This window comes from Acidovorax sp. LjRoot118 (assembly GCF_964253575.1).
GTDB lineage: Bacteria > Pseudomonadota > Gammaproteobacteria > Burkholderiales > Burkholderiaceae_C > Acidovorax.
The window spans coordinates 1,162,190-1,174,132 of record NZ_CAXURB020000001.1 but is presented as its reverse complement, the minus strand read 5'-3'; the positions used below and the strand labels follow the sequence as shown (position 1 = coordinate 1,174,132).

Here is an 11,943-nt window from a genome sequence, read left to right as displayed (position 1 = left end):
CCCGCCTGCCATGCACCGCATCACCCCCCACCAGCCTCACGCCCTGCACCACACTGCCGCCACGCGCCGCATCGAGCGCGCGGCCGCCGACAGCCTGCCGCCCCACACGCTGATGCGGCGCGCCGGCCAGGCCGTGGCGCAGCTGGCCCAGGCCCTGGCACCCCACGCGCGCACGGTGTGGATTGCCTGCGGCGCGGGCAACAACGGTGGCGATGGACTGGAGGCCGCCATGCACCTGCGGCGCAGCGGCCGCCGCGTGGTGGTGACCTGGCTGGGCACGCCCGAGACCGCCCCGCCCGATGCGCGCCAGTCGTGGGAGCGCGCCCTGGCCGCAGACGTGGAATGGGCCGACACTGCCCCCGACACCCTGACCGAGGCAGACCTGTGCATCGACGCCCTGCTCGGTATCGGCATCACGGCACCCGCCCACGGCAGCGCAGCGCGCCCGCCCAACGAACGCCTGCTGGCCTGCCTGCGGCAGCTGCAGGCCAGCCCCGCCCCGGTACTGTCGGTGGACCTGCCCTCGGGCCTGGACGCGGACACGGGTCAATTCGGCGCAGGCCTGGCACCCGAAACGCTCCTGCACCATGCCGCCTCACCACGGCATACGTTGAGCCTGCTCACACTCAAGCCCGGGCTGTTCACCGCTGCAGGACGCGATGCGGCCGGCAGCGTCTGGCTCGACGACCTGGGTGTGGCACCCGGGCACGAGCCACCCAATGCCTGGCTCTGCGGCCCGCCACTGCCCGAGCCACGCCAGCACGCCAGCCATAAGGGCAGCCATGGCGACGTGGCCGTGATCGGTGGTGAAGGCCTGGCCCAGCGCGGCATGGGCATGGCCGGTGCCGCCCTGCTGGCAGCCTCGGCCGCACTGCACCAGGGCGCGGGCCGCGTGCTGGTGGCCCCGCTGGACGCCGGCCATCTGGAGGTGGACACGGGCCAGCCGGAGTTGATGCTGCGCCGCTTCGGCGCGCTGGACCTCGCGGCACTCACCGTGGTGTGCGGCTGCGGCGGCGGCGAGGCCGTCGCCAGCGTGCTGCGCGAGGTGATCACGCGCGCCGCACGCCTGGTGCTGGACGCCGACGCCCTGAACGCCATCGCCCTCGATGCCGCACTGCACGCCCTGGTGGTGGCGCGCGGCCAGCACGGCCAGCCCACCGTGCTCACGCCGCACCCCCTGGAGGCCGCGCGCCTGCTCGGCCTCACCACCGCCGAAGTACAGGCCGACCGGCTGAATGCCGCCCAGCAACTGGCCGCACAGTTCAACTGCGTGGCCGTGCTCAAAGGTTCGGGCACGGTGATCAGCGCGGCCGACCGCGTGCCCGCCATCAACCCCACGGGCAATGGCCTGCTGGCCACCGCCGGCACCGGCGACGTGCTGGCCGGCATGGTGGGCGCCCGCCTGGCCGCCGGCGCCAGCGCGCTGCGCGCCGCGAGCGAGGCCGTCTACGCCCATGGCCTGGCTGCGGACCACTGGCCCGAGGGCCTGGCCCTGACGGCCAGCGCACTGGCACGGCGGATCGGCCGCTGACCACCACTACGGCACCAGCACCACCTCCTTCAAGGGCTTGAGCACGCTCGACGGCGTCATGCCGAAGGTCTGGCGGAACATGCGGCTGAAATGTGCCGAGTCGGAAAACGCGCCATGCAGGGCCGCGTCCGTCAGGCGCGGGCTGGTCGCGAGCCCCGCCATGGCCAGGCGCACCTGCGACCAGACCCGGTAGCTGCGCAGGCTGACACCCATCTCGGCGCGGAACAGGTGGTTGAAGCGCGAGGCCGACAGCTGCACGCCCGCCGCCAGTCCGTCGCGCAAAAGCCGCTGATCCCCCGGGGTGCGCAGGGCCTGCAGGCTGCGCAGCACGCGCGCATCGAGCGGTGCCGCCGGTGCCCACGGCAGCCGCAGCAGGGCGTGCAGGTCGAAATGGCGCAGGTACCCATCCATGGCGCTGCGCGCACCCACAGGGATGGCCACATCCAGGATCACGGGCCCTCGCCGATCGAACTGGCGGCGCAGGCCACGCGCCTCGCGCGAATCGGGCTCCAGGTACATCAGCGCCACCTGCTCGCCGCAGGGGTCCAGCAGATGCTCCACCCCCGCATCGACCAGCGCGCTGTGGCAGGACTCGACGACGCCAGGCCCCAGGTGCAGCGCAAAGCGGCCCGAGAGGCCGACCAGCAGCACCGGCGCCGCATGGCAATGCCAACCCGTGGGCGGCAGGTCGCCGACATACAGGGCCCGGTCCGGGCCCAAGGTCAAGGTGTTGTGCGCAGGCATAGCCCAAACATGCAAGTTTTCAAATGGCACTCCCGGTAGCCTTCAACGGCAATCCATCCCACAACGGAGACCTGTTCTTGAAGCGCATCCTCATTTCTACCGCAGCGGCACTGGCACTGGTCACCACCGCGCTTTACTACGGCACCCCCACCCTGTTCAAGCAGCCGCTGCTGGACCTCAATCGCCAGCTCTCGGGCCTCTCGGCCAAGACCGTCCGCATCGCGGGTCACGATGTGCACTACCTGGACAGCGGCCCCACCCAGCCCGACACCGCACAAGGCCACGACGGCCTGCCCATCATCCTGCTGCATGGCATTTTTGCAGAGAAGGACCACTGGGCAGACTTTGCGCGCCCGATCACCGCCACGCGCCGCGTGATCGCCCCCGACCTGCCAGGCTTTGGCGAAAGCACGCGCGACGAGGCCCAGCCCTATGACTACGCAGCCCACACCAGGCGCCTGCGGGAGCTGATGGATGCCTGGGGCATAGCCAAGGCCCACCTGGCGGGTAACTCGATGGGCGGCACCATTGCCGCGCTGCTGGCGCTGGAACACCCGGACCGCGTGGCCAGCGTGGCCTTCGTCGGCGCACCGCATGGCCTGCGCTCGCCGCAACCGAGCCGCATGGACCGGCTCATCGACGCCGGGCAGCGCCCGCTGGTAGCGCACGATGCCGCAGCGTTCAAGGCCATGATGGCGCTGGTGTTCGAAAAGCGCCCCTTCCTGCCCTACCCCATCCTGCACGCTAGCGAGCAGGACGCGCTGCGCAACGCGGCATCCAACACACGGCTGTGGGACGCGCAGCTCAAGGACCGCTACTTGCTGGAGCAACGGCTGGCGACCGGCCTGCCGCAGCCCACACTGGCCCTCTGGGGCGAGCAGGACCGGGTGTTCGACATCTCGGGCAGCCAGGCGCTGCACACCCTGCTGCCAGGCGCGCACATCGAGCGCCTGCCGGGCATCGGGCACCTGCCCATGATGGAGGCCCCGGGCGATACGGCACGGCGGTACACGGAGTTCCTGACGCGGCAGGCACCGGCTGGCGCCTCCCACGCGCTCACGGATGCACACTCCTGGCCTGCCCGATGACGGCATCGCTGGCGCCACCAGTCAGCACCCGCGAGAACGACTGGCACATGCCCGCAAAGGTGTCGGCCGCGCCCGTGAGCAAGGCATCGGAGCGGTAGATCAGGCAGTTGTCGAAGCTGGGAGGATGCTCGTCAATGGCGAGGGCCACCAAGCCATCGCCCAGCAACTGGTTGACCGCCATGGCGGCAGGCACCATGGCAAGCCAGTTGGTCCCACCCAGCAAGGGCGCGAGGTGCGAGAAGGACTCGCAGGTCGCGGCCACACGTGGGAGAGGCAGCCCTTGCTCCGCATGAAAGCGCAGCACGGTTCCCCCAGGTCCGCCCGGTGGCCCGAGCAGCACCCACTCCTGCCCCTGCAGGGCTTTGAGCGTTCGTGCATCCGCGAGGGGATGGCCGCGCCGCGCAATCACCACCAGCGCGCTGCGAAACAGCCGGCGCACCTCGAAGCCCGTGGCCACCCCGACATCGGGCACTGCGGTCACCGCCAGCTGGATGCGCGCCTGCTGCAGCTCAGGCAGCAACTGCTCATAAAAGCCGCTGAACAAACGCAGCTGCACCGCCGGAAAGCGGCGATGGAACTCCGGCACCACCAGGGGGAGCAGCACGGCAGCCGGCGTGGGACCCAGGCCGATATCCAGGTTGCCTGTCTCGGCACCGAGCGCATGCAGCGCATCCTCTTCGGCCTGGTACGCCTCGCGCGCGATCAGCCGGGCGCGGGGCAACAGGCGCTCGCCCTGCTCCGTCAGGACGACACCCTGCACGGACCTGCGCAGCAACGGAACGCCCAGCGCGGTCTCCAGCGCCTTCAGGCTCATCGTCAACCCGGCCTGGGACATGCCAAGCCGGCGCGATGCAGCCCGAAAGCCGCCGCACTCGACCACGGCCAAAAAGGCCTTCAACTGCTGCAGCGTCATGGGCTCATTGATAAGTAATCGTGATCACTATAAGCATTAACGGGCTTACGCCCAGCGCCCATTGCCTCTAGATTCGTGAGTGAAGTGCATGCACATTGCCCCCAACCCCTTGGAAAGCCAATCATGAAAACACAAGTTGCCATCATTGGCGGCGGCCCCGCAGGGCTGCTGCTGTCCCACCTGCTGCACCAGGCGGGGGTGGACAGCGTGGTGCTGGAGCACCGCAGCCGCGCCCAGGTTCAGTCGCGCATCCGCGCTGGCGTGCTGGAGCAGGGCACGGTCGACCTGCTGCGCAGTTGCGGCTTGGGCGATCGCATGGACCGCGAGGGCCATCCCCACGACGGAATGCAGGTGGCCTGGGCGGGCCAGGAAAGTTTTTTCATCGACGTACGCAAGCACCTGGGCAAGCGCTTCATGGCCTACGGGCAAACACAGATCCATGAGGATCTGCATGCTGCCTGCGACGCCCGCTCTGCCCGCGTCGTCCATGAGGCGCTAGACGTCACGCTGCATGGTGTGGAGAGCGCAAGCCCGCACGTCACCTTCGTGCATGCGGGGCAGGTGCAGCGGCTGGACTGCCAGTTCATCGCGGGCTGCGACGGGTTCCACGGCGTCTCGCGCCAGGCCATCCCGGCGAACGTTCTGCGCGAATTCGAAAAGGTCTATCCCTTTGGCTGGCTGGGCATCCTCTCGGAGACACCGCCGCTCCCCGACATCGTCTACGCCAACCATCCACGCGGGTTTGCGCTGGCATCCATGCGCAGCCCCACATTGAGCCGCTACTACCTCCAAGTGCCATTGGACACGCGCATCGAAGACTGGCCGGACGAACGCTTCTGGCAGGAACTCAAGGCGCGCTATCCACGCGAAATCGCGGACCGCATCGTCACCGGCCCATCGATTGAAAAATCGATCGCGCCCCTGCGCAGCTATGTCGCCGAGCCCATGCGGCACGGCCAGCTGTTTCTGGCGGGCGATGCGGCGCACATCGTTCCGCCCACCGGCGCCAAGGGACTCAACCTGGCCGTATCGGATGTGTTCTACCTCTCGCGGGCGCTGGCCGATTTCTACGGCACGGGCTCACCGTTCTTGCTGGACGGCTACAGCGACATGGCCTTGCGCCGCGTCTGGGCATCGGTGCGCACCTCCTGGTACCTCACCAACCTGCTGCATCGGTTTCCCGACAGCACGGCCTTCGACCAACGGGCCCAGGAGCACGAACTGGAATACCTGCGCAGCAGCCCTTCGGCCCAGCTTGCACTGGCAGAGCAGTATGCCGGCCTGCCGTTCGAGGCACCTGGCGGTGCCTGAACAGGCAACGCCGAAGCGCCAGGCGCCCGAAGGCATACGCCTTCCCGGCGCCCACATGTCAGACAGGCAGGCAGGAAGGCGCAGCGCCCCCAGGGCCGCGAAATGGGTGCTCAGCCGCGGCGCGGCTTGCGCCCCTTGCCACCGGCCTTGCCGCCTGCGGCCTTCTTCACCGACGCCTTGAGCTCCTGGATGGGCGAGCGTGCAGCACGCTCGCGCGTGAGCGAGGCCATCTCGGTGGCGGACGCCTCAGGTGCCTTGGCCTTGGAGCGCCCACCACCGGCACGGCCAGCGTTGGCACCGCCCTTGCGTGGGCCCTTGCCGGAGCCGCCAGGGCCGTCCTGCGACACGCCCTTGTCCTTGAGCGCGCGGCCCACCAGCTCCTCGCCCTCGCGCACCAGGCGGAAGTCGATCTTGCGGCCATCGAGGTCCACGCGGCTGACCTGCACGCGCACCCGCGCGCCGATGGCGTAGCGGATGCCGGTGCGCTCGCCGCGCAGCTCCTGGCGCGCCTCGTCGAACTTGTAGTACTCGCCACCGAGCTCGGTGATGTGCACCAGGCCTTCGACGTACATGGCGTCCAGCGTGACGAAAATGCCGAAGCTCGTCGCCGCACTGACCACGCCGCTGTACTCCTCGCCCAGATGCTCGCGCATGTACTTGCACTTGAGCCAGGCTTCCACGTCGCGGCTGGCCTCATCGGCACGGCGCTCGTTGGCGCTGCAGTGCAGGCCAGCGGCCTCCCAGGCCTGGACTTCGCGGCTCGGCGGCTTGACGTCCTTGCGCGGCTTGGTGCCCGGCGCCGCCACGCGGGACGCCAGGCGCTTGGCCAGCTTGGCATGGGCTTCGCCCGGCGTAGGCAGCGAGGGCAGCTTGTACTGCGTCTTGGCCAGGATGGCCTTGATCACGCGGTGCACCAGCAGATCGGGGTAGCGCCGGATGGGGCTGGTGAAGTGGGTGTAGGCCTCGAACGCCAGGCCGAAGTGGCCACTGTTGACTGGCGTGTAGATGGCCTGCTGCATGGACCGCAGCAGCATGGTGTGGATCTGCTGGGCGTCGGGCCGGTCCTTGGTGGCCTCGGCGATGGCCTGGAATTCCGAGGGCTTGGGATCGTCGCCGATGGTCATGCCCACGGCCATGGCCTTGAGGTAGTTGCGCAGGATCTCCTGCTTCTCGGGCGTGGGGCCTTCGTGCACGCGGAACAGCCCGGGCTGGCCGCCCTGGGCGATGAAGTCGGCGCTGCAGACGTTGGCGGCCAGCATGGCCTCCTCGATGAGCTTGTGCGCATCGTTGCGGGTGCGCGGCACGATCTTCTCGATGCGGCCGTTCTCGTCGCAGATGATCTGCGTCTCGGTGGTCTCGAAGTCCACCGCGCCGCGCTGGCGGCGCGCGATCAGCAGCGCACGGTACACGTCATGCAGGTTCAGCAGGTCGGGCACGCGCTCCTTGCGCTTGCTGGCCTCGGGCCCGCGCGTGTTGGCCAGGATGGCTGCCACCTCGGTGTACGTGAAGCGCGCATGGCTGTGCATCACCGCCGGGTAGAACTGGTAGGCATGCACCTCGCCCTTGGCGTTGACCAGCATGTCGCAGACCATGCACAGGCGCTCGACATCGGGGTTGAGCGAGCACAGGCCGTTGGAGAGCTTCTCGGGCAGCATGGGGATCACGCGGCGCGGGAAGTACACGCTGGTGGCGCGGTCGTAGGCATCGATATCGATGGCGCTGCCGGTCTCCACATAGTTGCTCACATCGGCAATGGCCACCAAAAGGCGCCAGCCCTTGCCACGGCCCACGCGGGCCGGTTCGCAGTACACGGCATCGTCGAAGTCGCGCGCGTCCTCGCCATCGATGGTGACCAGGGGTACGTCGGTCAGGTCCACGCGGCGCTTCTTGTCCTGCGGGCGCACCTTGTCGGGCAGCTCCTTGGCCTGGGCCAGGCACTCGGCCGAGAACTCGTGCGGCACGCCGTACTTGCGCACGGCGATCTCGATCTCCATGCCCGGGTCGTCCACCTCGCCGAGCACCTCGGTGATGCGGCCCACGGGCTGGCCGAACAGGGCCGGCGGTTCGGTCAGCTCGACCACGACTACCTGGCCAGGCTTGGCGGCGCCGGTGGCGCCCTTGGGGATCAGAACGTCCTGGCCGTAGCGCTTGTCTTCAGGGGCCACCAGCCACACGCCACTTTCCTGCAGCAGGCGGCCGATGATGGGCTGCGGCGGGCGCTCGATGATCTCGACCACGCGGCCTTCGGGACGGCCGCGGCGGTCCTGGCGCACGATGCGCACGCGCACGCGGTCCTTGTGCAGCACGGCGCGCATTTCATTGGGGGGGATGTAGATGTCGCCTTCGCCATCGTCACGGATGACAAAACCATGGCCATCACGGTGCCCCTGCACGCTTCCTTCAATTTCGTCCGACAAATGCGCGGACTGCGCGCCGGGGGTGGTTTTCTTGATATACAATCTGAGTCTTTCCTGAAATGCCCAGGTGGCGGAATTGGTAGACGCACTAGTTTCAGGTACTAGCGAGTAACATCGTGGAGGTTCGAGTCCTCTCCTGGGCACCAAGTTTAACGATAACCAGTGATGGTTTTCAAAATATCGAAGCCGCTGTACCCACAGCGGCTTTTTTATTTGTCGCGCCCGCCCTGCCCCATGGCCGCGACACCTGGCAGACCCGGGGTGCGGCACACGCGTACAGGCAGCACACACGCCCATTGCAGCCTGCCCGATATCCAACGGCAGCCTGCGGACATGCCGGCGGCTGCCATCGGACCCTCGGCACAAAGAATGTGCTCGCCGCACACAATTTTCAAAAAAGTTGGCAAACTCGCTGGCAAACCCAAAAAACGTTCTATAATTCAAAGCTGATCTGAAAGCCCAGGTGGCGGAATTGGTAGACGCACTAGTTTCAGGTACTAGCGAGTAACATCGTGGAGGTTCGAGTCCTCTCCTGGGCACCAAACAAAGAAAAAGCCGTTGCATTCGCAACGGCTTTTTTGTTTTTGCGGCTGCATCCACAGCAGCCCCCTCGGCCCGTGCGCCCAGGCACCGGCACGCTCCCTACACACACCCACCTCACCAAAGACAAAGCGCCTTCGCATCCATGCCCAGGGGCATGCACGCAAAGGCGCTTCGAAGGCTGCGCCGGGCATAGGCCCGGGCTTGCCCCTTACTTGCGCAGCAGGTTCTTCAGCACGTTCTGCAGGCGGCGGGCCGTGGCGCCATCGCTCGGGCTGGCCAGCACGCGGGCCGCATCCTGGCCCCAGGTCTGCTCGGGCGCAGGGTCGTTGCGGCGCGTGAGCAACTGCAACTGCAGCAGGCGGCGTGCGGAGATGTGCTCGGCCGGGGTAGGCACCTCGGCCGCCATTTCCAGGCGCAGCAGGGCCTCGGCTGCATCGCCCTTGGGCGCGGCAGACAGCGCCTGCGTCCAGGACGTGCGCACGGCCGGCGTCACGCGGCCACCCAGGTCCTGCGTGCTCGGCACCTGTGCCGCATCGCGCTTTTCCCAGGCCGCGAGCAGCTGCGTGAGCGCCTCGCCATGGGCCTGCGCAGCCAGCTTCTTCAGGGCCATCTGGGCGTGCTCCATGGCGTCGCGCTGGGCACGGAAGGCCGTATCGCCCAGGCGCGGGCCACGGTCTTCGTAGGCCGGGCGGTCGCCGAAGCGGCCACCACGGTCACCGCCGCGGTCTGCACCCCGGTCACCAGGACGGCCATCGCGCGGGCCGCCACGGCCTGCTTCGCCACGGCCGCCATCGCGGCGCTCACCAGGGCGCGTACCGCGGCCGGGGGCTGCGGGCGCATCCTTCTTCATGCCGGGGCGGTCGTCGCCACGCACGGCCACCACGGGGCGGGCAGGCTTGGGCGGCGCCACGGGGGCTGCGGCAGGGGCTGCCGCTTCGCCGTCCGCGCCGGCATCCGCCGCAGGCGCTTCGCCGTCACCGAGCACTGCGGCGGCTTCGTCGGCCTGCGCAACCGATGCGGCAGCGCTTTGCTCGCTCTTGTGCGCCGAGGCAGCCGCCTCGGCGGCCTGGGCCTGGCCGCGCAGCGCGGCCTCCAGGGCCTGCACGGCGGCGCGGATCTGCTGCGCATCGCCCGTGGCGTTGGCGGCTTCCAGGGCCTTGGAGGCATCCAGCACCACGCGGTCGTGCGCGCTCAGCTCGGTCACGGCCTTTTCACGGTCGGCCGACTTGCGGTTGAAGGCTTCGTCGATGGGCTTGCGGAATGCGTCCCACAGCTTCTGCTCGTGCTTGCGATCCAGCGGCACGGTCTGTGCCTCGGCCTGCCAGCGCTGCTGCAGCGACTTGATGGCGTCGATGCGCAACGCGGGCGCGGCGCCCAGGGCCACGGCCTCGTCGATCATTGCGTGGCGGCGGGCCAGGCTTTCCTTTTGCGCGGCCTCCAGCGGCGCGGCGGCGCCAGCGATGGCCTGCTTCCACAGCGGCTGCAGTTCGGCAAAGATCTTCTCGCCCACGTGGCCACCTTCGCGCCAGCGGTCGCCGAACTGGTACAGGGCGCGGTTGATGGCCTTCCAGTCGCCTGAAGTGGCGTGTTCCTGCGTCCAGGCCTTGACCTCCTCGATCAGGGCCAGGCGCTGGGCCTTGTGCTCGGCGGCGTCAGCGCGGATCTTGTCGAGCCAGGCTTCCACGACCTTGTGCGCGGCATTGCAGGCCTCGTCAAATTTCTTCCACAGGCCGTGGTTGGGCGCACCGCCCTGATCGGCCTGCTTCCACTGCTCGCGCAGGGCGCGCAGGGTTTCCTGCATCTTGCGGCCACCCAGGGCCTGGCCCTCGGGGCGGTTGAGCAGGGCTTCGGCCTTGGCCACGAGGTCCTCGCGCACCTGGTCGGCGCCCCAGCGCTGCCAGCCCTCGAGTTCGCCGGCGGCGACCAGGGCGGTGTGCACCTGCTGCTCCAGCGCGGCATCGATGTGCTTGCCATGGTTCTTGAGCACGGCGCGCAGCGCGGCGGCGGCGCCGGCACTGGCCTTGCCATGGCCTTCGGCGGTTTCCTTCTCAAGCACCACCAGCGCATCGCGCACGGCCTGCACGGCCTTGTCGCGCACTTCGGGGTCGACCTTGGGCTTGCTCGGTGCGCGGGCGGGCTTGGCAGCGGCGCCTGCCGCAGCAGCCGCTGCGGCGGCCTCGGTGGGCAGGCCACGGGCGGCACGCAGCTCATCGGCCCACACCGGCACAGGTGGCAGCGGGGCATTGGCGTCTTCAGCAGCGGCAGCGGCCTGGGCCACGGCGGGCTGGAAGGCATCCCACACCACCAGCAACTGGGTGCGCGAGGCATCCAGCAGCGGCGGGAAGCGCGCTTCCACGCTGGCCCAGCTGGCGTCGCTGGTCAGCTCCTGGGCCTGCTCCTGCCAGCGGGCGACGTCGGCGCGCAGCAGTTCCAGCGCGCCATGAGCGTCGCGCCAGGGCTTGGTGGAGAGCACTTCGATGCGCTGCGCGAGCAGCACGGCGGCTTCGCGCTGCACCTGCACGCGGTGCTGCAGGTCTTCGATGACCTTCACACGATCAGCCACCTGCACCTTGAGCAGGGACAGCGGCTCGCGCGACAGCGGCGCGCCGGCCTTGGCCGCGTCGCGCTGCCATGCCAGGGCATCGGCGATGTTGAGCTTGGGTGCGGACAGCAGCGCCTGGGCCTTCTCCGCCCACTCGGCGGCGATCACTTCCTGGCCCTTGGCGCGGCGGATCTCGTCGAGGCGCTCGCGCACGGCACGGGCAGCGCCCTTGTCGCGGCCGCTCAGCTCCTTGAACACTTCCTGCAGCTGCTCTGGCGCTGGCTGCGTGGCCAGCCAGTCGCGGATGCGGGAGGCGCGCTCGCCCGAGGTGGCGGCAGAGAAGGCGCCGCCGGTCAGTGCATCCAGGGGATGCGCCTCTTGGGTTTTGGCCGGGGCCGGATTCACTTCAGGTGCGTCGGACATTTTGCTGCGGGAAAAAAATGGAAACATGGATCCAATGGATTGCGAACGGCCATCCCCGCTCAGGCTGGATGCGCGAGGCCACCAAGGCTCGCGCCAGCCAGAGCAGGTACATGGCAGAAAACGGGCTATTTTCACCGGGTTCGTGCAGGCGGGCCACAGGAAGCCCTGGCAAGGAAACCCTCGGGGATATCCTGTCCAGAGCCACCCGGTGTGCGGGCTTCTGCACCCTGCATTGCAGGGTTGCGGTGTCTCCCAGGGGCCTGTGCCCGCTTTGGGAATTGCCCCCATTATCTATATATATGCGCCAAGGGCCCATTCAATGCCTTGAGGCAGTTCAATACAGGCCCATCCGGGCCCGCGGTGCCATGCGCCAAGCACCCCGCTTCCGCATGAAGCCGCACGCTCAAGCACCTGGGAACCCGACGCAAGCG

At 68.7% G+C, this 11,943-nt stretch carries 7 protein-coding genes and 2 tRNA genes; 5 read left to right on the top strand and 4 right to left on the bottom strand.

Going from position 1 to position 11,943, the window contains the following annotated elements; genetic code table 11:
- Nucleotides 1–10: 10 nt before the first annotated feature.
- On the top strand, nt 11–1,531 hold the full coding sequence (locus ACSQ9E_RS05485) for an NAD(P)H-hydrate dehydratase (RefSeq protein ID WP_436217121.1): 1,521 nt from the start codon (nt 11–13) through the stop codon (nt 1,529–1,531).
- Between the two features lie 6 nt (nt 1,532–1,537).
- On the opposite strand, the gene ACSQ9E_RS05480 is transcribed toward ACSQ9E_RS05485, so the two are convergent.
- The gene (locus tag ACSQ9E_RS05480; protein WP_235514783.1) at nt 1,538–2,257 is read right to left on the bottom strand and encodes a helix-turn-helix domain-containing protein; all 720 of its coding nucleotides are present in this window, start codon (nt 2,255–2,257) and stop codon (nt 1,538–1,540) included.
- A 41-nt stretch (nt 2,258–2,298) separates the two neighbouring features.
- Between ACSQ9E_RS05480 and ACSQ9E_RS05475 the strand changes: the two genes are divergently transcribed.
- The gene (locus tag ACSQ9E_RS05475) at nt 2,299–3,363 is read left to right on the top strand and encodes an alpha/beta fold hydrolase (RefSeq protein ID WP_436217120.1); all 1,065 of its coding nucleotides are present in this window, start codon (nt 2,299–2,301) and stop codon (nt 3,361–3,363) included.
- On the opposite strand, the gene ACSQ9E_RS05470 is transcribed toward ACSQ9E_RS05475, so the two are convergent.
- Nucleotides 3,332–4,276 carry a LysR substrate-binding domain-containing protein gene (locus ACSQ9E_RS05470; RefSeq protein ID WP_436217119.1) on the bottom strand — a complete coding sequence of 315 codons (945 nt, stop codon included), beginning with the start codon at nt 4,274–4,276 and terminating at the stop codon, nt 3,332–3,334. The genes ACSQ9E_RS05475 and ACSQ9E_RS05470 overlap by 32 nt on opposite strands.
- Nucleotides 4,277–4,399: 123 nt before the next feature.
- On the opposite strand from ACSQ9E_RS05470, the gene pobA reads away from it, so the two are divergent.
- The gene (pobA, locus tag ACSQ9E_RS05465; RefSeq protein ID WP_436217118.1) at nt 4,400–5,587 is read left to right on the top strand and encodes a 4-hydroxybenzoate 3-monooxygenase; all 1,188 of its coding nucleotides are present in this window, start codon (nt 4,400–4,402) and stop codon (nt 5,585–5,587) included.
- 110 nt (nt 5,588–5,697) lie between these two features.
- Here pobA and rnr read toward each other — a convergent pair whose 3' ends face one another.
- Nucleotides 5,698–8,046, bottom strand: coding sequence for a ribonuclease R (gene rnr / locus ACSQ9E_RS05460; protein ID WP_057205586.1), 2,349 nt, complete (start codon nt 8,044–8,046; stop codon nt 5,698–5,700).
- A gap of 19 nt (nt 8,047–8,065) precedes the next feature.
- Here rnr and ACSQ9E_RS05455 point away from each other — a divergent pair.
- Nucleotides 8,066–8,150, top strand: a tRNA-Leu gene (locus tag ACSQ9E_RS05455).
- Between the two features lie 311 nt (nt 8,151–8,461).
- Nucleotides 8,462–8,546: transfer RNA gene (locus ACSQ9E_RS05450), tRNA-Leu, on the top strand.
- Nucleotides 8,547–8,755: 209 nt separating this feature from the next.
- On the opposite strand, the gene ACSQ9E_RS05445 is transcribed toward ACSQ9E_RS05450, so the two are convergent.
- The gene (locus ACSQ9E_RS05445) at nt 8,756–11,539 is read right to left on the bottom strand and encodes a DUF349 domain-containing protein (protein ID WP_436217117.1); all 2,784 of its coding nucleotides are present in this window, start codon (nt 11,537–11,539) and stop codon (nt 8,756–8,758) included.
- Nucleotides 11,540–11,943 lie beyond the last annotated feature (404 nt).

What these genes read in the sequence shown, in the direction of transcription:
- pobA (WP_436217118.1), top strand. Translation starts at nt 4,400, where the DNA reads ATGAAAACACAAGTTGCCATCATTGGCGGCGGCCCCGCAGGGCTGCTG.
- ACSQ9E_RS05470 (WP_436217119.1), bottom strand. Translation starts at nt 4,276, where the DNA reads ATGACGCTGCAGCAGTTGAAGGCCTTTTTGGCCGTGGTCGAGTGCGGC.
- ACSQ9E_RS05475 (WP_436217120.1), top strand. Translation starts at nt 2,299, where the DNA reads ATGGCACTCCCGGTAGCCTTCAACGGCAATCCATCCCACAACGGAGAC.
- ACSQ9E_RS05485 (WP_436217121.1), top strand. Translation starts at nt 11, where the DNA reads ATGCACCGCATCACCCCCCACCAGCCTCACGCCCTGCACCACACTGCC.
- ACSQ9E_RS05445 (WP_436217117.1), bottom strand. Translation starts at nt 11,539, where the DNA reads ATGTTTCCATTTTTTTCCCGCAGCAAAATGTCCGACGCACCTGAAGTG.